This window comes from Thiomicrospira pelophila DSM 1534 (genome assembly GCF_000711195.1).
Classification (GTDB): Bacteria; Pseudomonadota; Gammaproteobacteria; order Thiomicrospirales; family Thiomicrospiraceae; genus Thiomicrospira; species Thiomicrospira pelophila.
Window position 1 is genome coordinate 1,877,047 of sequence record NZ_JOMR01000001.1, and the last position, 24,695, is coordinate 1,901,741.

General features: G+C 43.1%; 23 protein-coding genes. 11 read left to right on the forward strand and 12 right to left on the reverse strand.

What is annotated here, in order from left to right; translation table 11 throughout:
• Window positions 1-29: 29 nt before the first annotated feature.
• The 5 genes from pssA to N746_RS0109055 form a co-directional block, all read right to left on the reverse strand.
• Window positions 30-770 (reverse strand): CDP-diacylglycerol--serine O-phosphatidyltransferase, encoded by a 741-nt coding sequence (pssA, locus tag N746_RS0109035; protein ID WP_029935938.1) that lies wholly within the window; start codon window positions 768-770, stop codon window positions 30-32.
• A 70-nt stretch (window positions 771-840) separates the two neighbouring features.
• Entirely contained in the window at window positions 841-2,151 is a 1,311-nt protein-coding gene (locus N746_RS0109040) for a UDP-glucose dehydrogenase family protein (RefSeq protein WP_029935939.1), read from the reverse strand.
• Window positions 2,148-3,788 (reverse strand): glucose-6-phosphate isomerase, encoded by a 1,641-nt coding sequence (gene pgi / locus N746_RS0109045; RefSeq protein ID WP_029935940.1) that lies wholly within the window; start codon window positions 3,786-3,788, stop codon window positions 2,148-2,150. The genes N746_RS0109040 and pgi overlap by 4 nt, the downstream gene beginning before the upstream one ends.
• A 24-nt stretch (window positions 3,789-3,812) precedes the next feature.
• Window positions 3,813-4,712 carry a UTP--glucose-1-phosphate uridylyltransferase GalU gene (galU, locus tag N746_RS0109050; protein ID WP_029935941.1) on the reverse strand — a complete coding sequence of 300 codons (900 nt, stop codon included), beginning with the start codon at window positions 4,710-4,712 and terminating at the stop codon, window positions 3,813-3,815.
• Between the two features lie 25 nt (window positions 4,713-4,737).
• On the reverse strand, window positions 4,738-4,974 hold the full coding sequence (locus N746_RS0109055; protein WP_029935942.1) for a sulfurtransferase TusA family protein: 237 nt from the start codon (window positions 4,972-4,974) through the stop codon (window positions 4,738-4,740).
• Window positions 4,975-5,025: 51 nt separating this feature from the next.
• Between N746_RS0109055 and N746_RS10720 the strand changes: the two genes are divergently transcribed.
• The 5 genes from N746_RS10720 to soxA all read left to right on the forward strand — a co-directional run bounded on the left by N746_RS10720 (window position 5,026) and on the right by soxA (window position 8,801).
• A complete protein-coding gene (locus N746_RS10720) occupies window positions 5,026-6,420 on the forward strand; it encodes a beta-barrel assembly-enhancing protease (RefSeq protein WP_051678609.1) in 1,395 nt (464 codons plus the stop codon).
• A gap of 187 nt (window positions 6,421-6,607) precedes the next feature.
• A complete protein-coding gene (gene soxX / locus N746_RS0109065; RefSeq protein ID WP_029935944.1) occupies window positions 6,608-6,994 on the forward strand; it encodes a sulfur oxidation c-type cytochrome SoxX in 387 nt (128 codons plus the stop codon).
• Between the two features lie 37 nt (window positions 6,995-7,031).
• Window positions 7,032-7,499: a thiosulfate oxidation carrier protein SoxY gene (gene soxY / locus N746_RS0109070; protein WP_029935945.1), complete on the forward strand. Its 468-nt coding sequence runs from the start codon at window positions 7,032-7,034 to the stop codon at window positions 7,497-7,499.
• A gap of 61 nt (window positions 7,500-7,560) precedes the next feature.
• Window positions 7,561-7,872: a thiosulfate oxidation carrier complex protein SoxZ gene (gene soxZ / locus N746_RS0109075; protein WP_029935946.1), complete on the forward strand. Its 312-nt coding sequence runs from the start codon at window positions 7,561-7,563 to the stop codon at window positions 7,870-7,872.
• A gap of 92 nt (window positions 7,873-7,964) precedes the next feature.
• On the forward strand, window positions 7,965-8,801 hold the full coding sequence (gene soxA, locus N746_RS0109080; protein ID WP_029935947.1) for a sulfur oxidation c-type cytochrome SoxA: 837 nt from the start codon (window positions 7,965-7,967) through the stop codon (window positions 8,799-8,801).
• A 76-nt stretch (window positions 8,802-8,877) separates the two neighbouring features.
• Here the strand turns inward: soxA and N746_RS0109085 are convergent, their stop codons facing one another.
• Window positions 8,878-9,273 (reverse strand): hypothetical protein, encoded by a 396-nt coding sequence (locus N746_RS0109085; protein WP_029935948.1) that lies wholly within the window; start codon window positions 9,271-9,273, stop codon window positions 8,878-8,880.
• Window positions 9,274-9,285: 12 nt separating this feature from the next.
• Window positions 9,286-11,148, reverse strand: coding sequence for a dihydroxy-acid dehydratase (gene ilvD / locus N746_RS0109090; protein ID WP_029935949.1), 1,863 nt, complete (start codon window positions 11,146-11,148; stop codon window positions 9,286-9,288).
• A 129-nt stretch (window positions 11,149-11,277) separates the two neighbouring features.
• Between ilvD and argA the strand changes: the two genes are divergently transcribed.
• Entirely contained in the window at window positions 11,278-12,567 is a 1,290-nt protein-coding gene (argA, locus tag N746_RS0109095) for an amino-acid N-acetyltransferase (protein ID WP_029935950.1), read from the forward strand.
• Window positions 12,560-13,213, forward strand: coding sequence for a ribonuclease T (rnt, locus tag N746_RS0109100; protein WP_029935951.1), 654 nt, complete (start codon window positions 12,560-12,562; stop codon window positions 13,211-13,213). The genes argA and rnt overlap by 8 nt, the downstream gene beginning before the upstream one ends.
• Before the next feature lie 43 nt (window positions 13,214-13,256).
• Here rnt and grxD read toward each other — a convergent pair whose 3' ends face one another.
• Together grxD and N746_RS0109110 are read right to left on the reverse strand one after the other, a co-directional pair.
• A complete protein-coding gene (gene grxD, locus N746_RS0109105) occupies window positions 13,257-13,604 on the reverse strand; it encodes a Grx4 family monothiol glutaredoxin (RefSeq protein WP_029935952.1) in 348 nt (115 codons plus the stop codon).
• Window positions 13,605-13,667: 63 nt separating this feature from the next.
• Entirely contained in the window at window positions 13,668-15,458 is a 1,791-nt protein-coding gene (locus N746_RS0109110) for an N-acetylglutaminylglutamine amidotransferase (protein WP_029935953.1), read from the reverse strand.
• Window positions 15,459-15,513: 55 nt separating this feature from the next.
• On the opposite strand from N746_RS0109110, the gene N746_RS0109115 reads away from it, so the two are divergent.
• The 4 genes from N746_RS0109115 to coaE all read left to right on the forward strand — a co-directional run bounded on the left by N746_RS0109115 (window position 15,514) and on the right by coaE (window position 19,556).
• Window positions 15,514-15,801: a peptidylprolyl isomerase gene (locus tag N746_RS0109115; RefSeq protein ID WP_029935954.1), complete on the forward strand. Its 288-nt coding sequence runs from the start codon at window positions 15,514-15,516 to the stop codon at window positions 15,799-15,801.
• A gap of 61 nt (window positions 15,802-15,862) precedes the next feature.
• A complete protein-coding gene (locus tag N746_RS0109120) occupies window positions 15,863-16,732 on the forward strand; it encodes an alpha/beta hydrolase (protein ID WP_029935955.1) in 870 nt (289 codons plus the stop codon).
• Window positions 16,729-18,960, forward strand: coding sequence for a bifunctional diguanylate cyclase/phosphodiesterase (locus tag N746_RS0109125; RefSeq protein WP_029935956.1), 2,232 nt, complete (start codon window positions 16,729-16,731; stop codon window positions 18,958-18,960). Before N746_RS0109120 ends, N746_RS0109125 begins: the two co-directional genes overlap by 4 nt.
• Complete coding sequence (coaE, locus tag N746_RS0109130; protein ID WP_029935957.1) at window positions 18,957-19,556, forward strand: dephospho-CoA kinase; 600 nt, start codon at window positions 18,957-18,959, stop codon at window positions 19,554-19,556. Before N746_RS0109125 ends, coaE begins: the two co-directional genes overlap by 4 nt.
• On the opposite strand, the gene N746_RS0109135 is transcribed toward coaE, so the two are convergent.
• The 3 genes from N746_RS0109135 to secA form a co-directional block, all read right to left on the reverse strand.
• Window positions 19,549-20,499 (reverse strand): Nudix family hydrolase, encoded by a 951-nt coding sequence (locus N746_RS0109135; RefSeq protein ID WP_029935958.1) that lies wholly within the window; start codon window positions 20,497-20,499, stop codon window positions 19,549-19,551. The genes coaE and N746_RS0109135 overlap by 8 nt on opposite strands.
• Complete coding sequence (argJ, locus tag N746_RS0109140; protein WP_029935959.1) at window positions 20,499-21,722, reverse strand: bifunctional glutamate N-acetyltransferase/amino-acid acetyltransferase ArgJ; 1,224 nt, start codon at window positions 21,720-21,722, stop codon at window positions 20,499-20,501. The genes N746_RS0109135 and argJ overlap by 1 nt, the downstream gene beginning before the upstream one ends.
• 100 nt (window positions 21,723-21,822) lie before the next feature.
• Window positions 21,823-24,546, reverse strand: a complete 2,724-nt coding sequence (gene secA / locus N746_RS0109145) for a preprotein translocase subunit SecA (protein WP_029935960.1) — start codon at window positions 24,544-24,546, stop codon at window positions 21,823-21,825.
• Between the last annotated feature and the right edge of the window lie 149 nt (window positions 24,547-24,695).

The following is a 24,695-nucleotide window of genomic DNA, read 5'->3' on the forward strand; positions in this document are numbered from 1 at the left end:
TCTCAATCTAAATTCATTAATAAAACGGATTATTCACTTTTAGCGCGATGGCGCTGAGCACGTGTTTTTTTCAGTCGAACCAAGGTCATCACCAGGCCTGACAAGGCATAGAGAAAAGCAAGGCCAAATAAGATAACCGAGGGTTTTAAGGTAATGACAACAAACACCAAAACAATCAACAGTAAGGTGACAAACGGTACTTTATCTTTTAAATTAAATTCTTTAAAACTACTAAAACGGACATTGCTTACCATGAGTAATCCACCCACCAAGGTCAGGCCAAGCGCAACCCAAGACTCTAAACCCGTATCAATCTGGTTACTTTCAACCATCCAAACAAACCCGGCCAATAAGGCCGCCGCCGCTGGGCTGGGCAAGCCTTGAAAGTAACGGCGATCGGCCACGCCTACTTGAGTGTTAAATCGCGCTAATCTTAACGCGGCTCCGGCTGTAAAAATAAACGCAACCAACCAGCCGAGCTTACCAAATTCACTCAACCCCCACACATACATTAACAAAGCCGGCGCTAAACCAAATGACACCATATCCGCTAAACTATCGTACTCCGCACCAAATGCACTGCTTGAGTTTGTCATGCGGGCAATACGTCCATCCAACCCGTCAAACACCATCGCAATAAATACCGCAATCGCGCCGGCCATAAAATCGCCATTCATGCCTGCAATGACGGCATAAAATCCCGCAAACAAGGCCAGGGTGGTCATTAAATTTGGTAGCAAATAGATGCCGCGTTCAAATGGGGGTTTCATTTATATCCTTATAACTCAATTAATTTATTTAATTCTACATGGGTTTAAAGCAACTGAAAATGACTTTGGGTTAAATCTCTTCACCTCGACCTACACCGAAATAACGAAAACCTTGTTGCTTCATAATATCTGGATCAAAAATGTTACGACCATCAAAAATAATAGGCTGACGCATTTTTTGTTTCATCACGACATAATCTGGGTTCCAGAAAAGCTTCCATTCCGTCAAGATAATCAAAGCATCCACGCCTTCAATCGCTTGGTACATGCTATCGACCATTTCAATCGTCTGAACGCCCTGCCAACTGTTAGAAAAGTCCTGCATCGCCTTTGGATCATAGGCTTTAATCTGCGCACCCTGGGCCGCAAACGCCTCTAACGCCTTAAGGCTAGGGGCATTTTCAACCGTGGAGGTGTTGGGTTTAAATGACAAGCCCCAAACGCCAATTTTAAGACCACGTAAATCCGTATCAAAAAAACGCCACGCCTTGCGAAATAACACTTCTTTTTGAATTTCGTTGTTGGATAAAACGGTACGAAGCAAATCGGCATCATAGCCTTTAGCTTGCAAGTCCCCAACCAAGGCGCGCACATCCGCCGCAAAGCTCGGCCCGCCAAAACCACAGCCCGGATATAAATAACTGAAGCCAATTCGGCTATCTGAGCCCAAGCCTTGGCGCACTTCTTCAAAATCGATATCAAAATGTTCGGCATTGTTCGCTAATTCATTGACTAAACTAATGCGAGTGGCTAGCAAGGCATTCACCGCATATTTCGTATATTCGGCCGCACGAGTCGACATCACTTTTATCTGGTCGGTCATACGATTAAACGGGCGCAATAAATCCCGCATTACTTTAATACTATCTGCTTGCCGACAACCTAATACAATTCGATCTGGTCGCATAAAGTTATCCAATGCGGAACCTTCACTAATAAAGTCAGGCATCGCCACCACGGCTACGTTTATATCTAAGTTACGCCTAGCAAAAGCGCCTAGTAACGATTGCTCAAACCTGTCCGCCGTACCCACTGGAAAGGTACTTTGGTTAACCACCAGTAAATCTCGCTTAATGGTTTCGCCCATTAATTCAATTAAAGCTTCGGCTCGATCCAAACGCCACGAAGGCGTTGATAAAATAAGAACATCGGCGTGCGCGAGCCCAACCTGCCAGTCAGCTTCAAACTGCAAACGGCCTTCTTTATACTGCTGAGCCAGCAATGCATCCAGGCCAGGTTCTTCGCGAGGCAACCGCCCGGCCACCAAATCCTCAACTTTAACCTGCCCAACCGGTAACGCCATCACGTCATTTCCTGCATGGGCCAATGCGCCTGCTGTTACTAAACCGGTAAGTTCACATCCGAATACTGAAATTTTCATGATAACTTCACTCTGTTTAATAGCTGCACGGTTGACCCATCAAATCGTCCGGCTTGCCCCGAATCAAGCATGGCTTGGTAGGTATCCTTGGCAATTAACTTGCCTAACTCAACGCCCCACTGGTCAAAAGGATTAATCTCCCAGATGACCGACTCGACAAAGGTTTTATGCTCATAAAGTGCCACCAACATTCCCAAGGTTTTGGCTGAAATAGATTTCAGTAATAAAGTATTGGATGGTTGATTGCCAGCATAGTGCTTAAATGGAGAATCAAAACTGGATTTTAAATTTTCTGGTATCGCGGCATCACCCAACATTAATACACGTGATTGCGCAAAGCAATTCGCCAAAGCCAAGCGATGTTGATATCGTAATGATTCACTTCTATGCGTATCTGAGTAACGATCAAAGTCATCGCGTTCAACAGGGGCAATAAAATCCGACATAACCGCTTGCGTTCCCTGATGTAATAACTGATAAAATGCATGCTGCGCGTTAGGGCCAACCTCCCCCCATAATATCGGACAAGTTTTATAACTCACTGGTTCGCCTTGTCGATTTACCGACTTACCATTACTTTCCATTACCAACTGTTCTAAATACGATGGCAGATATCTAAGCCGAGCATCATAGGGCAAAACCGCCTTGGCTTGAATCCCTAAAAAATTGATATGCCAGACATCAATCAATCCCATCACCACTGGAATATTCTGCTCCATCGGTGCTTGAGCAAAATGCTGATCCATCAAGCTCGCGCCTTCCAACATCTCATAAAAGCCTTCCATGCCGACTTTTAACGCGATAGGAAACCCAATGCTTGACCAAAGCGAATAACGCCCTCCCACCCAATCCCAAAACAACAATTGGTTTTCCGGCGGTATGCCCCACGTCGTCATCATATATGGCTTGGTTGACACGCCAATAAAGTGCTGAGCCATAATGGTCTTAATACTTGGGACACGCTCTTCAAGCCAGTCTTTCGCGGTTTCAGCATTTGATAGAGTATCGATTGTAGTAAAAGATTTTGAAGCCAAAACAAACAGAGTTGTTTCCTGATTCAAGCTCTTCAGCAGGTTTGAAGTTTGGGTACCATCAATGGATGAGATAAAGTGCAAGTTAATCGGCGAGGTCTGGGTTTGTAAAGCCTGCGTGACCATTAATGGCCCTAGATCTGAACCGCCGACACCAATATTAACCACATCCGTAATAGGTTTACCGCTGTAACCGCGCCAATGACCTGAGCGAACCTTGTTGACGATTGCCGCCATCTTCGAAAACTGGCTTTTCACATCCGACTGTACACTAGCCGCAAACCCTTTTATCGGCGAATCAGAACCAGCCCTAAGCGCGCTGTGAAGGGCTGGTCGATCTTCAGTATCATTTACCTTCTCGCCACTTAACAACCGATCAATCCAATCCGGCAGCGCTTGCTCTGTAGCTAACTCGAATAAGGCGCTAAGAATTTCATCATCGACACGATTTTTTGAATAGTCTAAAAACAATTCATCCAGCTCAATAGCATAACGCTGCGCTCGGTTCGGGTCTTGTTCAAACCAGGTTTTCAAGTGCTTATCAGCCGCACCGTTTTTTGCTAATTTATCTAGCTTTTGCCATGCCTTAGACTGATCCACCGCCATAATTCGATTCCTTTAGTTAGCACTCTATTTCGATTTTTTCGGCTTTAACTCAGTTAAATCTAATGACGACAAGTAAGTATGAAACGATGATCCTAACTGCGGATCACGCAACGCATATTCAACATTAGCCTCTAGAAAGCCTTGCTTATCACCACAATCGTAACTTTTGCCACCTTTAAACTCGAAGCCGAACATCACCTGTTCATTCAACAAATCAGCCATTGCATCAGTCAACTGAATTTCACCACCCTTACCAGGTTTAGTGCTTTTAAGTAACTGCATCAAGCGAGGTGTGAAAATATAGCGCCCAACTACCGACAAGTTCGATGGTGCTTCTTCCGGTGTAGGCTTTTCCACTAAATCAACAATACGCAAATCGGCATCTTTTACAGCCGCGATACCATATTTATCCACCTGATCACTGGGCACTTGCTCCAATGCCACTACACTGGTGTGGACCTGCTTATAATATTCAGCCATTTGCGCCAAGCAACCTTGCTGCGGGTGATACATCAGTACGTCCGGCAGTAAAACCGCAAAGGGCTCATCTGGTGCCACAACATGCGATGCGCACAGAATAGCGTGCCCTAACCCCAAAGCTTCTGGCTGGCGAATACTAATTAAATTAACTCCAGGAGGCGTAATGTCAGCGATCGCATCCAACCGATCATGCTTAGCCGACTCCAAAAGCTTACTTTCGAGCTCATAGTGAGTATCAAAGTGGTTCTCAATCGCATTTTTACTTGAATGAGTAATCAAAATAATGTCGGTTATTCCGGCTTGCGCAGCTTCATGCACAATATACTGAATCAAAGGCTTATCCACGACCGTTAACATTTCCTTTGGAATCGCCTTGGTGGCCGGTAAAAAACGCGTACCCAATCCGGCCACAGGAATAATAGCCTTTGTTAATTTTCTATACATCACTTAATTTTTATCCTATTCAATACTATTTTTGATGTCTTTTGACCCATATTACCAAAGTTTCTTCATCCTTGCCGACCTCCGCATCTAGGCCCGCTTGCTTGCAAAAGGCGGGGACATCTTTTATAGAGCCTCGATCAGTCAACAGCAGCTTAAACAGAGAAACATCAGCGCGTTCGGCCAACACTTTTTTAAACCGAATCAGCGGCATTGGGCAAGCCAATCCACGTAAATCCACCTCAAACATTTTTACCCCCTTCATTTTTATGTTCTTATAATAACTCAAAATGCAAAAGACAGGATCGGCTTGAGGATGTCAAAGCTTTATTTATACAGCGTTATCAGCTTGATTGGTTTCGTGCTTACGCCCATTTCAATTCAAGCACAAAACTTACCTGATTTGGGATCACCAGGCCTGGTGATCTACGACCGTCAGACTGAGGTATCGCTAGGTCGTGCCTTTACCAAAGCGCTGCATACCCAATTCAACCTAGTCAGCGACCCTGAAACACTAAGCTATGTAAGGCGTATCGGTCACCGCATCGCGAGTCATACACACGATGGCAGAAACTATCGTTTTTATGTCATTAATGACCCGGCCATTAACGCTTTTGCCGGACCGGATGGCATTATCGGCATCCACAGTGGCCTAATTTTAGCCGCAGAATCAGAAGATGAACTGGCTTCGGTAATCGCACATGAAATTGCTCACGTTACCCAAGAACACCTTTCTCGTCGTTTTGAACAACAAAACAGCCTCAACATCACCAGTTTTGCCTCCTTGTTGGCGGCCATTCTTATCGGCAGTCAAAACCCATCCGCCGGTATTGCCACCATCATGGGCAGCACTGGTTTAAGCTTACAAGAGCAACTTAGACATTCTCGTATACACGAACATGAAGCCGACCATCAGGGCATTAGTCTATTGCACCGAAGTGGCTACAATCCAAATGCTATGGGCGATTTTTTTGGCAAGCTCGCCAAACAATATCAACTCAGTGAATTTCGACCTCCTGAGATTCTGATGACACACCCGGTAACCGAAACCCGCTTAGCCCAAGCGAACAATCGCGCTCACCAACTCGGCGCACCTAAGGATCAGCATGACAGAATTAACCTATTCCTCATTCAGCAACGTCTAAAAATACTCGCACAATCTTCAACAAATTATTTAACCCCCGACACCCCCTATCAAAAAGAAACGGCTTGCTATAGGCAAGTCATCCAAAAAAAATCAGCTTCAACCAACTGCATAACCGATGCTCTTAGCAATCACCCCAATAATCGATTATTAAAAACAGCTCAGATCCTCTATACCGAGCAAAGTACCAAAAAACGGTTTCAACAACTTGAAGCCCTCTATGCTATCTACCCTCAGGATGCAGCCTTACTTCTTATCCTATCTCGCGCCTATCAAAATGCCGAACAACCTGATCAAGCAATTAAACTTTTAGAAAAAAATAGCGAAAACCTGCTTTATCAATTTGAAATAAACCAAGAGTTGAGCCAACTTTACGCTCAAGCAAACAGGCTTGCTGAAGCCTACTTTTATGAAGCCAGCGCATTTTTGACGATTGGTGATATAGAACGAGCTCGATACCTAGCGCGACTCAGCACTGAGCAAAACCCACCCATAGCAAACCGCTTAAAAAAAGCGTCAAGCCTGCTAATAAAAGCCCTGGGAATGGATGAAAAAGAGCTCGATTAACACTGAGTCATAGAAAATACTTTATCGGGTGATTAAATAAAACTATAGCGATTCACCCTAAAAAAACTTGCTTTTAAAAGCGAACTCCGTAAGCTTACACCTCAAGAGCCAAATTCGATAAAAGCTCAGTATTAGAATCCCAAACGTAAAAAAATGGGAACGACAAGAGACTCTTTAGGAGGAGATAATGGTAAATTTTAAAGTAAAGCAAGCTTTAGCTGCGTTAACTGTTACTGCTGCATTATTTGCGGCACCTGTTCACGCTTCTGACGATGCAGCAAAGGCTGCGGCCCTTGCAAAAAACATTGAAGAAGGCAAAAAACTTGCATTTTCACGCAGTGAAGGTAATTGTTTAGCTTGTCATATGATCCAAGGCGGAACCTCTCCTGGGAACATCGGGCCAGCTTTAGTTGCGATGAAATTACGTTACCCTGACAGACAGAAGTTGTTTAACAAAATCTGGGGCGTAAAAGAAACGCAAGTACCTTACAGCATGATGCCATTATTCGGACGTAATGCTATTCTTTCAGATGATGAAATCAACAAAATCGTTGATTTCATGTACACTCTGTAAATTTTATTCCAAAACTTAACTGGGAGTTTTAAATCTTATGAAACGTAGATCATTCCTAAAAGCTACATTAGCAACTGGTGCAGCGTCTGTTGCAGTAAGCGCTGGCTTATTAACACCTTCAACTGTTCTAGCTAGCTGGAACAAAGAAGCTTTTGAAGCTAAAAAAGTGGACGCTGGTTTAAAAGCTTTGTTGGGTTCAGCGGATGCAGCTGATTCTGCTGATGTTAAATTAACTGCTCCAGCTATCGCTGAAAATGGTGCGGTAACGCCTGTTACTGTTGACGCATCTGGCATGAAAGGTGTTGAATCAATCGTAATCGTAGCTTCTGACAACCCAACTCCATTGGTTTGTGAGTACAAGTTCTCTGGTGCCGCTCAAGGTTTCGTTTCAACACGTATCCGTCTAGGTAGCACGCAGCAAGTTGTTGGTATCGTTAAAGCTGGTGGCAAACTATACAAAGCACAACAAGAAGTTCGTGTAACCATCGGTGGTTGTGGCGGTTAATTAACCCCCTTTCAACTAAAAAAACCTATTAACTAGATAAAATTTGAGAAGGAAATCACAAATGGCTATCAATTTAAGAACACGTGGATCAGTTAAAGGCGGCGTCGCTGAAATTAAATCTCTAATCAGACACCCAATGGAGTCTGGTGCGCGCATGGACCAGTCTACTGGTAAGCCTTTCCCAATGAAGCTAATCACTAACGTTGAAGTAGTTGTTGCTGGTAAAAAAGTTGTAGATGCTCAGTGGTCTGCAAACGTTTCAGCCAACCCTTACATGCACGTTAACGTTGCTGCAAACTCTGGCGACGAAGTAACAATCAGTGTTGTAGACAATACTGGTGAGAAAGGTTCAGATACTTTCAACCTAAGATAAGTCTTAGAAAGAGTGTGTCTTCGGACACACTCGACCTATAATAAAAAAATCATAAGATTTACACAAAAAAGCTCTCCTACGGAGGATTGGAAATGAAGAAGACATTGTTATCAGCCCTAGCATTAGGGATCGCGGTAGGTTTCAGCAGCCAAGTTGTGGCTGTCGACCCAGAACAAAGCCGTTTGGATTTAATCGAGTACTTCAAAGCGAAAACACCTGATCGCCCATTTGAAGACTATAAGAATGGCATTTACGGTTATGATGAAGACCGTAGATCACAATGGGAAATGCAAGAAGAATTCCCTCCCTATTCAGACTTTTTAGATAAAGGCGCGGCCCTTTTTGAAAAAGACAAATCAGCCTATATTGGTTGTTTGGTTAACTCAAAAGATGGCGTCGACAAAATTCGTAGCAGCTATCCTTATTTCAATGAAAAGCTTCAACAAGTCGTTACTTTAGAAGGTGACATAAATCGTTGCCGTACAGAAGCGGGCTTAAAAGCATTCGGTTGGAAAAAAGGCGATATTGCTGCAGTAAGTAGTTATTTAGCTAATGAAGCACGTGGTCAAAAGATTAATGTTGTTATCGAATCTGAAGGGGCTAAAAAAGCGTTTGCGGATGGCGAACGTTTATTTGTCGAACCTTCTGGTCAACTAGGATTAGCTTGTGCAAGCTGCCATGTATACAACGCATCGCGTAAAGCGCGTTCTGACATCCTTTCACCTCTTTTAGGTCATACTACTCACTTCCCTGTATGGCGTTTGAAGTGGGCTGGTGCAGGTACATTGCACCGTCGCTATGAAGGTTGTCATAAAAACATGCGTAGCGCTCCTAGAAAAGTGCAAGGTGAAGAATATCGTAACCTAGAGTTTTTCTCAGCTTACATGAGCAATGGTTTAGAAATTAACGGGCCAAGCGTTCGTCAGTAACATCTAAGCTAGTGACATAAAAAAACCCGGTTTTCCGGGTTTTTTTATGTCTAATTAAAGCTAAATTGCTTACTCACTAATGTAACAGTTGCTCACCCTCATGCATCCAGTCAAAGCCCTGTCTTACCCAACGCTCAATACTTAGAATCAATTCGGGATCATTTAAACCCATTTTCTGAGCAATCGAGAATACCTTATCTTGCTCTTCAGGGCCAAAATGTCCATCTTTGTACGAAATCTTGATTAGCTCTTGCAAAGTGACCACTTTGGCAAGCTTAGAATCCATTGTACTTAACAAGTCAACCACAGCTAAGCCTGACTTATCCAGTTCAAATGGGATGGAATATGCCTCGCTATAATCTTTAAGATATTGCAGTTCTTCTTCTGAAATATCATTATCTATCGCCGCCGTCATGACAGCTAAATCGAACAATGCTTGACGCTGTTCATGAGTCAATCGATCAACAAACATTTAAAACCTCACTTAATTATTACGCTTTTCTATCTGTTCAACATCGCGCACAGCACCAAATGCGGCGCTGGTTGTCATAGCCGCATAAGCTCTAAGTGCGGGACTCACATGGCGAGGACGAGTTTCTTGCGGTTTCCAGGCCTGGTCACCCTTAGACTCCATTGCTTGACGCCTTTGGGATAACTCATAGTCGCTTAACTTGACATTGATTGAACGATTTGGAATATCAATTTCAATAATATCACCTGATTCTACTAGACCAATATTTCCACCCTCTGCAGCCTCTGGTGATGCGTGACCAATTGATAGGCCAGATGTTCCACCTGAGAATCGACCGTCAGTTAATAAGGCACACTGCTTACCCAAACCTTTTGATTTCAAATAACTAGTTGGATAAAGCATCTCTTGCATGCCAGGTCCGCCTTTAGGGCCTTCATAACGAATAATAACTACTTCGCCAGCCTGAACTTCGTTACCCAAAATACCAGCGACGGCGGTATCTTGGCTTTCAAAAATACGAGCTGGACCACTAAATTTAAAGATTTCTTCGTCAACACCAGCGGTTTTCACAACACAGCCATGCTGTGCAATATTGCCGAATAACACTGCTAGGCCACCATCCTTTGTATAGGCATGCTCAACCGAACGAATGCAACCATTTTCATCATCTGTATCAAGTGTTTTCCAACGCTTAGATTGACTGAATGCTTGAGTAGTACGAACATTCCCGGGTGCCGCCTTATAGAAAGTTTGAACCGATTCTGAAGGATTACGACTAATATCCCATAACTCAATGGCGGCACCCAAGGTAGAAGCATGTACAGTATAAGTTGAAGTATCAATCAAGCCGCCACGATCTAATTCACCTAATAATCGCATAATGCCACCGGCTCGATGTACATCCTCCATATGGTAGTTTTTAGAGTTTGGCGCTACTTTCGCTAAACAAGGTACTTTTCGTGATACTTCATCCATGTCTGACATAGTAAACTTTACATCAGCCTCGTGCGCTATAGCTAAAAGATGCAATACGGTATTGGTTGAGCCACCCATAGCGACATCTAACGCCATAACATTCTGGAATGCTGAGAAAGTCGCAATAGATCTAGGCAAGACACGATCATTATCCTGTTCATAATATTCCTTGGCGATTTCAACGATACGACGCCCCGCTTCTTCAAACAGGTGTTTACGATCCGCATGTGTCGCGAGCATTGAACCATTACCTGGTAAAGCCACCCCTAAAGCTTCGGCTAAACAATTCATCGAATTTGCTGTAAACATACCAGAGCAAGAACCACAAGTAGGACAAGCTGAAATTTCTACATCATGAATATCTTGATCTGAACAAGAGTCATCAGCGGCCATTACCATTGCATCGACCAAATCTAATTTGATTTCTTGACCACCCAATACGGTTTTACCAGATTCCATTGGGCCGCCAGAAACAAAAATGGTAGGAATATTTAACCGCATGGCCGCCATTAACATTCCAGGAGTAATTTTGTCACAGTTAGAAATGCATACTAATGCGTCAGCACAATGTGCATTCACCATATACTCAACAGAGTCCGCAATCAAATCACGCGAAGGCAAAGAATAAAGCATGCCATCATGTCCCATTGCGATGCCATCATCAACCGCTATAGTGTTGAACTCTTTCGCCACACCACCTGATTTCTCAATCACGCCAGCAACTAATTGACCCATATCTTTTAAATGCACATGACCTGGGACAAATTGAGTAAACGAATTAGCGATCGCGATAATGGGCTTGCCAAAATCCTCCGTTTTCATACCGGTTGCACGCCACAAAGCTCGTGCACCGGCCATATTCCGGCCATGAGTACTGGTTTTTGAACGATAAGCGGGCATAGTAACTCCTTTAAAACTCGTTTTAGAATGCAAAGTAGTGTGAAACATAAGTTTTCCCACCAGCTTTAGCCTGTTTGCTATACTTCTTTCAATTAATTAATAATATTTTCTCATAACTGCCAAACCACGATGAAACAATCTGAATCCGATTTTTTAAACTGTCTGCGCCAATCTTCGGGCTATATACAACTGCATCGCGGTAAGACTTGCGTTATTTATCTGCCAGGTGAGTTAATTGTCCAATCCACTAACCTACAGCAATTTGCGGAAGATATTGGCCACCTGCATGCGCTTGGTTTAAAGATTGTGCTAGTAATGGGAGCCTCCCCACAAATTAACCAGGCCTTGGGTTTGGCAAAAATCAACTGGCAAAATCATCAACAATTCCGCATTACATCCGTTGACATGTTGCTCACATTACAACAAACGATCGGTCAAGTGCGAAGCCAACTCGAGGCGGCTTTTAGTCGTCAACAAACCGTCGCTAATCAGCCTTTGAGCTTATGCTCTGGCAACTGGGTTATTGCCCAGCCCAAAGGCGTAATCAACGGCGTAGATTTTCAACACACTGGCCAAACTCGCAAAATCAATAAGCAAGCAATTCGTGCCATCTTAGATTCAGAACAAATTGCACTGCTAACGCCATTGGCTTATTCACTTACCGGCGAGGTATTTAACTTAAATACCCTAGAACAAGCCTGCAGTGTTGCCAATAAGTTAGAAGCCGATAAGCTACTCATCTATACCAACCCTCAACAAATGGAATCACTACCTCGCCAGCTTAGCTTAACGGAACTCAAAAACTGGTCGACTAACAATGATGAACAATACCAATTAATTGACCAGCTCATTAACCACGCTACCAAAGTGAAACGTATTCACCTAATGAACGAGTCCGACCCTGGCAGCTTATTGATCGAACTATTTAGCCGGGATGGCATTGGTACCCTAGTTTTTACCGATCGCTATCACCAAATAAGACCCGCCAGCATCGAAGATGTAAGTGGCATTATTGACCTAATTAGCCCTTTAGAATCTCAAGGTAAACTAGTTAAACGATCACGAGAGTTACTTGAACTCGAAATTCAAAACTTTAGCGTCATTGAGCGCGACGGTTTAGTTATTGGCTGTGGTGCACTTTATCCGTTCGAAGACCAATCTGCTGAGCTAGCTTGTTTAGCAATTGATCCTAGCTATCAAGGACAAGAGCTTGGTGAGGAGTTGCTTAAATATCTAGAAAAAAGTGCACAAAAAGCTGATATCACCCAACTTTTTTTATTAACTACTCACACACAACATTGGTTTATTGAACACGGTTTTAAACCCGGTTCACTCGAAAACCTTCCTCAAAGTCGTCAATCGCTTTATAACTATCAAAGGCAGTCAAAAGTGCTGATTAAAGAACTCAAACATGCTTGAAAATCAATCCGAACAACCCGTTACACACATAAAAGATCGTTTTCGTGGTTTTTTACCCATCGTAGTAGATGTTGAAACAGCCGGCTTTGAAGCCGATCAACATGCCCTATTAGAAGTCGCCATTATGACCCTCAAAATGGATGAAGAAGGTCAACTTGTTCCAGATGAGTTGCATCAACAAAACATCCTACCTTTTGAAGGCTCAAAACTGGATCAAAGCGCACTAAAGTTTATTGGCATTGATGACCCTTATCACCCCTTTAGACAAGCCAAATCTGAGCGCGTGGCATTGGAGCAGTTGTTCGCGCCAATTCGTACCAAAATCAAACAGACTGGATGCACTCGAGCCATTTTAGTTGGCCATAATGCGATGTTCGATTTAAATTTCATTAAACATGCGTCTGATCGGGCAAAAGTTAAATCCCCTTTTCACCAATTTAGCACCTTCGATACCGTCTCTTTATCAGGTCTAGTCTATGGCGAAACTGTACTAAGCAAGGCCGTGCAAGCGGCCGGTTTTGACTGGGATAATAAGCTTGCTCATAGCGCCGCGTACGACACTGAAAAAACAGCTCAACTATTTTGCAAAATAGTGAATCAATGGCCTCTTATTAAACCCCAAATCAATGAGACTGAAGGGCGATAATTTTTTACCGAGCATTAACTACAATGCTTGGTAAAAACACCATTTAAGCTTGAACTTTAGCGTTCGCCTCAGCCATCATCTTTTTAAGCTCACCTGACCCGGCCAACTCAAGTGTAATATCACACCCCCCCTGCAATTCACCATCAATATACAATTGTGGGAAAGTTGGCCAGTCTTGATATTTTGGTAAAAATTCATAAATAGCTTGATCGGCTAATACGTTTACAAATGCAAATTTCTCACCCGTTTCGACTAAAGCCGCAGCGGTGCGGCTAGAAAAACCACATGAAGGCATTTGTGGTGTGCCTTTCATATACAAAACAACTGGATTATTTTTAACTTGCTCATCAATTTTGGCTAAAACTTCTTGTTCGATTGCTTGTGTATCCATTAAAAACTCCTAATTCCTAGTAAATTGGTTGGTTATTATAACCTGTTTTAAACTGTTTTGGGGCTAGTTATAAGGATCAACATTACGTTGTAACCAAAGTTCCAGCAATGCACAGTGCCATAACTTGCTCCCTTTAATCGCCGTAAAGCTCTCTGGCGCCTCTGGGTTATCCAGTAGGTTTTGTACATATTCAGGATTAAATAGTCGACGTTCTTGAGCGCGTGGGCTGGTTAAAATGCCCTTCATAAACTCATAAAATTCGCCTCGTACATATTTAAGAGCGGGCATAGGAAAGTAACCTTTTGGTCGATCAATGACTTCATCGGGAACCAGTCCTCTTGAAATACGTTTCAGTAAGGTTTTGCCACCATCCTCTAACTTTAATTCCGGTGGGGCACTCATCACGGCTTCAACCAGTTGATGATCTAAAAACGGTACGCGCGCTTCTAACCCCCAAGCCATCGTCATATTATCGACGCGTTTTACAGGATCATCAACAATTAAGGTGGTCGAATCTAGGCGTAATACCTGATCTAAAAACGTATCGGCACCCGGTTCAGTTAAACGATCTTCAATATAGTGCGATGTGACATCCTGTATATGAAAACGCGCGTCCACCGCTTCAAGCCATTCCGCATGTGAACGGTCAAAATAAAGCGGGGCGAAACGTTCTAATTCACTTCCTTCAGCTTGAACCATTTGTGGATACCAAAAATAACCACCAAACACTTCATCCGCTCCCTGGCCTGACATAACGACTTTAACGTCTTTTGAAACCTGCTCGGATAACAAATAAAATGCCACTGCATCTTGCCCTACCATCGGCTCTGACATGGCATCAATCGCTTCCGGCAAGCGCGGTAAGACCTCCGCATTCGGCACCACATATTTATGATGTTTGGTTTGATAGCGCTTAACCACCAGGTCTGAATATTCAAATTCTGAACCTTTCTCTTCTGGCGCATCTTCAAACCCAATCGAAAAGGTATGCAAATCTTGTGTGCCCGCTTCGGCCAGTAAAGCAACAATTAAGCTTGAATCCAAACCGCCCGACAATAACACGCCGACCGGCACATCCGCCGCATCCAAACGTTTCATTACCGCTTGCTGTAATAAATCATGCGTTTGCGATAACCAGGCCTGGTGGTCTTTCTGCTGGGCTGCATCTACAGGGCGCTGAGCGTTTAATGACCAATAACGTTTTTTAAACATTTGGCCGTCTGGGTTCACCACCAACCAATAACCCGGTTCGAGTTTTTTAATGCCTTTGAGAATGGTGTGAGGCGCAGGAATAACTGCATGCAAGGTGAGCTGAAAATGCAACCCAATAGGATCTATATCAGTATCGACGCCACCTGCCGCTAATAAAGCCTGTGTGTTGGAGGCAAAACGCACACCGCCATCCATGACTGAGTAGTACAAGGGTTTAATTCCAAATCGATCACGAGCGATCAACAACTGTTCATGATGTTCATCCCAAATCGCAAATGCAAACATTCCCTCAAACCGGCTTGTGCATTCCATACCCCATTGACGGTAGGCTTTTAAAATAACTTCGGTATCCGAATGGGTTTGAAACTCCTGACCCAGCGAGATCAATTCGTCCCTCAGCGCTTTATAGTTATAAATACAACCATTAAAAACCAAACTCAACTCATGGTCACGCATCGGTTGATGCCCACCTGAGCTCAAATCAATAATGGATAAGCGCCTATGACCAAAACCCACTTGGTTTTGAGTCCAAAGCCCACCACTATCAGGGCCGCGTTTTTCCAGTTTAGACATCATTGTCTTCAGGGTTTGCTCTTTAGCTGGCCCACCCTGCCATAAAAACTCTCCACATATTCCGCACATGAACTTCTCTTAAAGATTTAAAATAGGGTTTTAATTGTACCGATTCGTGAAAATAATGCCATTAATCCATGCTTCGCACATTCTGGTTTCAAGCTTAAAAAAAGCCAAACGTTTAAAAGCTCGACTTGATGAGCAGGACTTAAGTTTTGAACAAGCAGTTGAGCGCTATTCAGACTGTCCATCCAAATCTCACATGGGAGATCTTGGTTGGTTTGCCTCTGGGACCTTGCCTGTAAAGTTTGAGCAAGCCGTATGGAAAGCCCCCATACAAAAGTTAAGCCACCCCTGCGAAACCGAATTCGGCTGGCACTTGTTTTGGGTTCATGAAAAAAACCAACCCTGAGTTTAACCCGTCATTTCGTATTTATGCTAACATCACTTAACCTATTAAAAAGTTAATGACTATGCATAAATATCTCGTGTTCACGTTAAGTATCCTGTTACTTTTCGCTCTCCCGCTAAAAGCCGAACAGGTTACGTTGCAAGCATCTGAATCTCATGTACAAGGACAAGCTCGCTATCTGGATAACGGTCGAGAGCAACCCGCTATTTTAATCCTGCATGGTTTCTCTGCCACCCATAACTACCCAACGGTGCAAGCATTACAAGACTATTTTACTCTCAGTGGTTTCACCACACTTGCACCAACCTTATCTCTGCAGATTCCACTTCGAAGCCAGCCAGTTCAATGCAACAGTTTGCATACACATACTCTGCAGCAGGACATCATTGAAGTGAAAGCTTGGATTAATTGGCTAGAGCAGCAAGGCCACAATCAAATTATCTTAATCGGTCACTCCAGCGGTAGCCAAACTTTATTGGAAGCGATGATTCCGCAAACACCTGAATCAATCAAAGCGTTGATATTAACCAGCTTGTTTTATTTAAATGGTGAAGAGCTTGGCAATCTCGAATCTGAAATCCAAATCGCTCAGAACTTATTAGCTCAAGGCAACAATGCACCCCGTAAATTCAATTTTTTATTCTGTCAAAATGACTATTTTGCTACACCAGAAAGCTACTTATCCTACTTAACCATTACCCGAGCCCGCGTGCTCGAAACCATCAATCTGTTAAGCGTTCCAAGTTACAGCTTAATGGGATCCGCTGACTCTCGTTATAGTCAAGTTGGCGAGAAGTGGTTAAGCGAACTTGATGCTAGTCAGACCGAATTGAGCATCATAGAAGGAGCCAATCACTTTTTTACTGGCGAACATGAAGGCCTGCTTCATGATCAAGTTGAATCGATCATTAATAAGTTAATTAACAAATGAAACAAACGCTTTCTGCTAAACATGTCTTAATCGGCTTTATGACTATCGCCTTAAGCTTGCTACTTACCGCCAACTTTGGGCTGTATTTTCAGGGAAAAAACATCCAAAACAGCGTGCATGAATCGGCACAAGTTGAAGCCCAAAAAGAGCTTTTTTCAGCGATTGATCATAATTTTCAATCAATTGATCAGCAACTAAAAAAACTAGCCGAATGGGATGAGATACATCAACAACTCAATCAACCTAGTTACTATTATTATTGGCGCGATCAACGCCTTAAAGAAAGTGAGTATTTCCAACCCTATTATATTGAGCTCGATCTTTATCAAGCAGATAAGGTCAAACTATCTCACCTAGTCAAAGATCATGCGCAATCGACCGAAGTGCTTCCCAAACAACTAAACAGTCAAGCACGCTATTTTCTGATCCAGCCGCCTAATCAAGATTATTTAATTGTCTCGCGCGCAGTACACTCAAGGCAAGATCCAAGTCAAGTGATTGGTTACGTCGCTATCGCCATCGATTTTTTTAAGCTACTTCAACAAGATAATCAGTTTTATTATCTCGACTTTCCCTATCTGCACTTTAATCGCAGCGGTTTTATTGGCATGCACCAACTTAAAGATGCACTTGAATATCGAGCCATCTCAAACCCGGTCAGTGATAATCTTTGGGGCTTAATTGAAGAATTTGTTATTAAATTTGCTTTAATCATCTTTCTAACTACACTCTTAGTATTCGGCTTTATCAAACTGATATTTTTAGGCCCATTACAAAAGCTCAGTCGGTTTGTACAAAATCTGCGCCACTATACACAAACCAACTCGTCACAAGAAAAGCCAGAGTTTGTGTTAGCAGAATATCAAAACCTACAAAACCAATTAAGTGATTATCACCATGCACTCTTGAAAGCTCAAGCTCAACTTAGCCACCAGAATCAACAACTATGGCAAATTTCACGCACGGATCCATTAACTGAAGTATTCAATCGACGTGCATTTGATGATGCCTGGCAAGCTTTATTAAAACAATACACTTCACAGCCTATCCCTATTGCCTATTTATTATTTGATTGCGATCATTTTAAAGCGCTTAATGACACCTATGGCCATCAAGTGGGCGATGAACTTATTAAAATTTCAGCCCAAACTTTGCAACGCAGCTTTCCAGCCGGTCAACACATTTATCGCATTGGTGGCGATGAATTTGCTTCGATTGTAGTTGATAAAAACATCGAAGAAGTCGAGCAAATTGCGCAAAAGGCCTTGTCAGACTTGATCTCGTATCCATTTATACAGCTCGACATTAAAGAGAAAGTTAGTTTTAGTGTTGGAGTGGGTTATGCAAATGCTAAACAAGCCATTGAAAATATAGAAGTTTTGCCTAGACAGGCCGACATAGCCATGTATAAAGCGAAACACTCACCGCATAATAAAGTTCACTTTTACCAACATGAGCATGACACAATCAACCAGTCTCTAGTGTCGAACAAGCGACTCAACCAAGTCCTTAATGCCGCCTATTCTGGACAAAATATCTGTCTACACTATCAGCCTATATTAAACATTGAAACTCATGCCATATACTATGAAGCCTTGGTTCGTCTCGAATTTGATGACGAAACGGTTTTTCCTTCCGATATTTTTACCATCATTGCTCACCATCGCTTAGAAGTAGAACTTGATCAAAAAATATTGAATCACCTATTATCCCAACTCCAAAACAAAAGTCTGCCGGCTAATATTGGTTTATCTGTAAATATCTCTGCAAAAACTTTGCTACAACCTTTTGTTATCGACCTATTTGAACCCTTTTTACCTTATTTAAAACTGCATAAAATTGTGATTGAAGTCACCGAGAGTGTTTTGATTGAACATATACAAGATGTCAGTTTTGTATTAAACAAACTTCGCCGCCAAGGCTTTTTAATCGCGTTAGACGACTTTGGCAGCGGCTACTCGTCCATTCGTTATCTTGCGAATATGCCGGTTGATATCGTTAAGTTTGACATGACACTCACACACGCTTTAAGTGCTGATTTGAAAACTCAACGACTGATTCAAGCTACTGCTCACATGATACGAGAAGCCGGTTACGAACTGGTCATGGAAGGGGTCGAAACACAGCAACAACTAGAACAAGCGACGCTAGCAGGGGCGACTAATATTCAAGGTTACTTTATCGGACGCCCCCACTATAAACCAATTGCACCAGGTCAGGTGGCATGAAGACACAAGTGATTGGTGTGACAGGCGGAATTGGTTCGGGCAAAAGCGTGCTATGTGATTATTTTGCGCAGCTTGGTTATCCAGTGATTGATACCGATCATGTCGCTAAAGTTCTCGTACAACCTAAACAACCAGGCCTGGTGGCTTTAATCAAGCAACTGGGCTCAGATTATTTGCAAACCAATGGCGAACTTAATCGTACTAAATTGCGAGACACTTTTTTTCGTGATCCAGAGGTAAAGCATCAAGTAGAGGCCATTCTGCACCCGTTAGTTCGCAAAACTGTACGAGATCAAATTAATCAGCTACGTGGCCAGCATACCTTTATTTTTGTAGCGATTCCGGTCATTCATCAACTCAATCAACCTGAATATCAATTGGACCGCGTGTTATTAGTAGAGGCAGAAGAAGATCAGCAATTAGAACGTGTCCAGCATCGAGATCAACGCAGTCCACAACAAATTAAAGCCATTATGCAACAGCAAGCCTCGCCACAAGAACGGCGAGCTCTGGCAGATGATGTGATAGAAAATAATGCAGACCTAGTGGATTTACATAAACAGGCAGACGCTTGGCTCAAAGCCAACCTTAAATAGGCTGAGGCCAATAACCTGAAATAGCAGCAATACCTTGAGCACCATGGTTTTTAGATATTACACGGTCACGATCATTCAAACCACCCAATGCAAACACCGGTACCGGAATCGACTCGGCCAACAATGAAAATTTTTCCCAACCTAATCCAGGTTCTCCTGGGTGGGATGTAGTTTCCTTAACAGGCGATATCAAAATAAAATCTGCATCGAGCTCTAACGCTTTGGCGATTTCAGCAGGATTGTGGGTTGAAACGCCGAGCCACTTATGTGCGGGAACCGGGCGTTCAGTTAACGACATAATCGCTGTTGAAGCTAACTGCAATCCATCCGCTTCAGGCAAAGCATCCAACCAATCCGGCTTTGCATTCAATATTAACTTAGCACCGTGACCATGACACAAAGGCAAGGCTAATTTTGCCAACTTAATAAACTCATCTTTTTCGAGTGTTTTAGCTCGCAGTTGCACCAGTTTAATCCCATCAGCCAAAGCTGATTTTAAACGGTTTAAAGCATCATCCATATCATGAAAATTGCCAGATATCATATAACGATCGGGCAATTGAAGTGCGTTTACAATGCCTTTATTCGCAACCAACATCGCACGGGTTTGAAGTTCATTAATAGGACACCATTCAAATTGATGACCTTCATGTGCATGTAGCTCACCTGCAAAGTCCTGCGTGATAAATACATGCAATTGCACCTGTAGATTGCCATGATCCCAAGGGTACGAAATCAATGGCTTCCAGCCCTGGGTCGTTAAGCCAGTTTCTTCAACAAACTCACGTTTTAAGGCTTCAATCGACGTTTCTCCAGCTTCAATTTTACCACCTGGAAACTCCCACTCACCCGCATGAGATTGACGAGCTAAACGCTGCCCAATCAAAACCTGATGGTCTTTAATTAAACAGCCAACCGATACCTGTATAATCTTAGCTTTCATTAAGAACGATACTCGGCATTAATTTTCACATAGTCGTACGAAAAGTCACAGGTCCAAACTGTTTCTGACGCAACGCCACGATTCAGCTCAATACGTACCAAAATATCTTCTTGCTTCATCACAGTCTGGCCTTGTTCTTCGGTATATTCAGATGCCCTGCCACCGTTATTCACAATGCACACATCCCCTAAATAGATTTGTAGTTGATTGATATCTAAATCCACCAGGCCTGCTCGGCCAACTGCAGCGAGTATACGTCCCCAGTTCGGGTCAGATGCAAACATCGCTGTTTTGACCAATGGCGATAAAGCTACGGCATGCGCGACTTTTAGGCACTCTTCTTCAGATTGACCGCCGTTCACTTCCACTGCAATAAACTTAGTAGCACCTTCACCATCTCTCACAATCATATGAGCTAATTCGGTCATAACATGATTAATAGCTTCAGCAAACTGTTGATAAGCAGTAGAATTCACATCGGTAATCGTCGGCATATCGACTTGTTGGGTTGCACTCAAGGTGCAAGCATCATTGGTCGAGGTATCGCCATCCACCGTAATGCGATTAAATGATTTTTTAACCGCTTGCTGCAAACACTGCTCTAACAAGTTTTGACTGACTTTGGCATCCGTCACGACAAAACCAAGCATAGTCGCCATGTTAGGATGAATCATGCCTGAGCCTTTTGCCATGCCGGTAATTGTAATATCATGACCGTCAATCTTCACCACACGACTCACCATTTTCGGCACAATATCCGTAGTCATAATGCCTGCCATAGCTTGCGGCCACGCATTAATACTGCGATTAGCTAAAGCATCTGGTAAACCTTGTTGAATTTTTTGAATCGGCAGTGGCTCACCAATCACACCAGTCGAGAAAGGCAATACTTCTTCAACTGAACAACCAAGTTCATCTGCCAACCATTGGCATGTTTGGCGTGCATTCACCAGGCCTGGCTCGCCTGTTGCCGCATTAGCATTACCACTATTAATTAAAAATGCGTGTGGTTGTTTCGAATTTAAATGTGCTTTCGCCAAGGTAACGGGGGCCGCGCAGGCGGCATTAGTAGTAAAAGTCGCGGCGGTTTTGGTGCCCCCCACCAACTCTATGATGACTAAATCAGTTTTGCCATTTTTTTTGATTTTAGCCGCCGTTGCGCCTAAATAAACTCCGGCAACCGGATGAATTGGGGGTAACTCATTTGATAAACCAACTGGCATAAACACCTCGAGCTTAAATAAACGTAATTATAAAACCAAAAAAGCCAGCAAAATAAGCTGGCCAGAATTTAAAGTCTAAGCATTGCGCGTCTGACCGACGTTAATCCAACTTGCCGCAACACTGTTTATATTTCTTGCCCGAACCACAAGGACATGGATCATTACGTCCCACTTTTGGTACATCTCTGCGGAAGGTGTTCGGATCTTTCACTTCCCCTTCTGCGGATGTGTTCGAAGATTTACGGTCCGCATCTGGATGGGTGGCTTGTAGCTTTTGTTGTGCTTCTTCTTTTTGCTGAGATTCAAACTTCGCCACATCTTCCTGACTTTGTAACTGAACCCAAGACAACATCTTAACCGTTTCACGCTTAACTTCACTTAAGAAAATCTGGAACAATAAGGCCGATTCGCGGCGATATTCTTGAAACGGGTCCTTTTGGGCGAAGCCACGTAAATGTATACCTCGACGCAAATAGTCCATCTCGGCTAAATGCTCACGCCAGAGCTTATCAATGTTGCGTAGTAATACTTCTTTTTCGAAATGCCCTAGTGTTTTTTCATCCACTACTGCCATTTTTTGATTATAAGCGTCTACAACTGCCGCGACAATTTTGTCGCGTAACGGCTCTTCATACAAAGACTTATCTTCATCGAGCCAAGCCTGGACTGGCACCGTTACACCAAACTCTTCGTGCAATGCCGTTTCTAACTCTGGAACCCGCCATTGCTCATCTAAACTGCCCGGCATGATATATTGGTCAATCACATCATTTACTACATCATTTCGCATTAACTCAATCGTTTCACGAACTTCTTCGCTTTCCATCAGTTCATTACGTTGCTGATAAACTACCTTACGTTGTTCATTGGCAATATCGTCAAATTTCAATAAGTTCGCTCGTTCATCCTGATGCAAACGTTCGACCTGCTTCTGAGCGCGTTCAATCGACTTACTCACCATTGGATGCTCAATCGCTTCGCCTTCCTGCATGCCTAAACGGCGCATCATGTTTTTAACACGCTCCGATGCAAAACGACGCATCAAATCATCATCTAATGATAAATAAAAACGTGTCGCGCCTGGGTCACCCTGACGACCTGAACGACCACGCAACTGATTATCTATTCGACGCGATTCATGACGCTCAGAACCGATAACCTTTAAGCCACCTAAGTCTAGCACCTGCTGATGGCGTGCTTGCCAATCCGCTTTAACCTTGGTTATCTGATCGGCTGTCGCTTGCTCACCTAGCTCTTCAATCTGTGCATCAAGATTACCACCCAACACAATATCGGTACCACGACCAGCCATATTGGTGGCGATTGTTACGGCGTTTGGCATCCCGGCATTAGCAATAATATGTGCTTCTCGCTCATGTTGTTTCGCATTCAAAACTTCATGCTTAATTCCAGCACGCGTGAATAAAGACGATAACATTTCAGACGATTCAATCGAAGCTGTCCCTACTAAAATTGGCTGACCCGTTGTATGAGTTTGTTTGACATCTTCAACTAATGCGTTAAATTTGCTTTGCATGTCGAGAAACACTAAGTCCGTCAAATCTTGACGCGCGGGTACCTTATTTGGGGGAATAACCACCACTTCCAACTTATAAGTTGATAAAAACTCACCAGCTTCAGTATCAGCTGTCCCAGTCATACCGGATAACTTGGTATATTGACGGAAATAATTTTGGAAGGTAATAGAAGCAAATGTCTGACTTTCATGCTGAATGTCTACCTTTTCTTTGGCTTCTACGGCCTGATGCAAACCCTCACCCCAACGTCGACCAATCATTTTACGGCCCGTGTGCTCATCAATGATGACCACTTCACCATTTTCTACAATATAGTCGCGGTTGCGTTCAAATAACACATTCGCCCTTAAGGCCGCATTAACATGGATCATCAAGCCAATATTGGTGGAATCGTATAGGCTATCGTCCTCCTGTAGCAGACCAGTTTCCATCAACATATCTTCAATTTTTTCATGACCTTCTTCGGTCAAAAATACCTGACGTGCTTTTTCATCAATCGTATAGTCGCCGGTAGTGGTTTTTTCCACTGGGTCTTCTTCACCCTGTTCTAAATGCGCAATTAAAGGATTAATTTTGTGATAAATCTCCGCTTTATTATCAGTCGGCCCTGAAATAATCAGCGGCGTACGCGCTTCATCAATTAAGATCGAATCGACCTCATCTATAATCGCAAATGATTGACCACGCATGACTTTTTCTTCTTTATAGATCGCCATGTTGTCGCGCAAATAATCAAACCCAAATTCGTTGTTCGTACCATAGGTAATATCCATCGAATAAGCTAACTGCTTCTCTTGGTGACTTTGACCACTAACGATCACACCGGTACTCAAACCCAAAAATTCAAAAAGCTGCCCCATCCATTCCGCATCACGCTTTGCTAGGTAATCGTTAACCGTAATAACATGGACACCTGAACCGTTTAAGCCATTGAGGTAGGCCGCCAAAGTGGCCACTAACGTCTTACCTTCACCAGTACGCATTTCAGATATACGACCGTCATGTAATGCCATACCACCAATCATCTGTACATCATAATGACGCATACCAAAAACACGCTTACCTGCTTCTCTCACCACAGCAAAGGCTTCGGGTAAAATATCATCAAGTGTTTTTCCGTCTGTCAAAGCCTGTTTAAAAGCCGCTGTTTTAGCTTGCAATGCTTCATCTGAGAGTGCCTCTAACTCTGGTTCATAAGCATTAATCTGAGCGATGCGCTTCTGATATTGCTTTAACAACCGCTCATTGCGGCTACCGAAAATCTTTTTGAAAATATTTACGAACATAATGGTTAATTACCTGAACTTTATTACCAGAGCCATACTTAGCGCCAAACCAGCCACAAATCTAAAAATTTGTTAGCTGAGATTCGCCGTTAAGCACCGCGATCATTTAAAATGGGATTTATTCTACCATAGCTCAAAACCATCACAGG

What these genes read in the sequence shown, in the direction of transcription:
- pssA (WP_029935938.1), bottom strand. Translation starts at nt 770, where the DNA reads ATGAAACCCCCATTTGAACGCGGCATCTATTTGCTACCAAATTTAATG.
- N746_RS0109040 (WP_029935939.1), bottom strand. Translation starts at nt 2,151, where the DNA reads ATGAAAATTTCAGTATTCGGATGTGAACTTACCGGTTTAGTAACAGCA.
- pgi (WP_029935940.1), bottom strand. Translation starts at nt 3,788, where the DNA reads ATGGCGGTGGATCAGTCTAAGGCATGGCAAAAGCTAGATAAATTAGCA.
- galU (WP_029935941.1), bottom strand. Translation starts at nt 4,712, where the DNA reads ATGTATAGAAAATTAACAAAGGCTATTATTCCTGTGGCCGGATTGGGT.
- N746_RS0109055 (WP_029935942.1), bottom strand. Translation starts at nt 4,974, where the DNA reads ATGAAGGGGGTAAAAATGTTTGAGGTGGATTTACGTGGATTGGCTTGC.
- N746_RS10720 (WP_051678609.1), top strand. Translation starts at nt 5,026, where the DNA reads ATGTCAAAGCTTTATTTATACAGCGTTATCAGCTTGATTGGTTTCGTG.
- soxX (WP_029935944.1), top strand. Translation starts at nt 6,608, where the DNA reads ATGGTAAATTTTAAAGTAAAGCAAGCTTTAGCTGCGTTAACTGTTACT.
- soxY (WP_029935945.1), top strand. Translation starts at nt 7,032, where the DNA reads ATGAAACGTAGATCATTCCTAAAAGCTACATTAGCAACTGGTGCAGCG.
- soxZ (WP_029935946.1), top strand. Translation starts at nt 7,561, where the DNA reads ATGGCTATCAATTTAAGAACACGTGGATCAGTTAAAGGCGGCGTCGCT.
- soxA (WP_029935947.1), top strand. Translation starts at nt 7,965, where the DNA reads ATGAAGAAGACATTGTTATCAGCCCTAGCATTAGGGATCGCGGTAGGT.
- N746_RS0109085 (WP_029935948.1), bottom strand. Translation starts at nt 9,273, where the DNA reads ATGTTTGTTGATCGATTGACTCATGAACAGCGTCAAGCATTGTTCGAT.
- ilvD (WP_029935949.1), bottom strand. Translation starts at nt 11,148, where the DNA reads ATGCCCGCTTATCGTTCAAAAACCAGTACTCATGGCCGGAATATGGCC.
- argA (WP_029935950.1), top strand. Translation starts at nt 11,278, where the DNA reads ATGAAACAATCTGAATCCGATTTTTTAAACTGTCTGCGCCAATCTTCG.
- rnt (WP_029935951.1), top strand. Translation starts at nt 12,560, where the DNA reads ATGCTTGAAAATCAATCCGAACAACCCGTTACACACATAAAAGATCGT.
- grxD (WP_029935952.1), bottom strand. Translation starts at nt 13,604, where the DNA reads ATGGATACACAAGCAATCGAACAAGAAGTTTTAGCCAAAATTGATGAG.
- N746_RS0109110 (WP_029935953.1), bottom strand. Translation starts at nt 15,458, where the DNA reads ATGTGCGGAATATGTGGAGAGTTTTTATGGCAGGGTGGGCCAGCTAAA.
- N746_RS0109115 (WP_029935954.1), top strand. Translation starts at nt 15,514, where the DNA reads ATGCCATTAATCCATGCTTCGCACATTCTGGTTTCAAGCTTAAAAAAA.
- N746_RS0109120 (WP_029935955.1), top strand. Translation starts at nt 15,863, where the DNA reads ATGCATAAATATCTCGTGTTCACGTTAAGTATCCTGTTACTTTTCGCT.
- N746_RS0109125 (WP_029935956.1), top strand. Translation starts at nt 16,729, where the DNA reads ATGAAACAAACGCTTTCTGCTAAACATGTCTTAATCGGCTTTATGACT.
- coaE (WP_029935957.1), top strand. Translation starts at nt 18,957, where the DNA reads ATGAAGACACAAGTGATTGGTGTGACAGGCGGAATTGGTTCGGGCAAA.
- N746_RS0109135 (WP_029935958.1), bottom strand. Translation starts at nt 20,499, where the DNA reads ATGAAAGCTAAGATTATACAGGTATCGGTTGGCTGTTTAATTAAAGAC.
- argJ (WP_029935959.1), bottom strand. Translation starts at nt 21,722, where the DNA reads ATGCCAGTTGGTTTATCAAATGAGTTACCCCCAATTCATCCGGTTGCC.
- secA (WP_029935960.1), bottom strand. Translation starts at nt 24,546, where the DNA reads ATGTTCGTAAATATTTTCAAAAAGATTTTCGGTAGCCGCAATGAGCGG.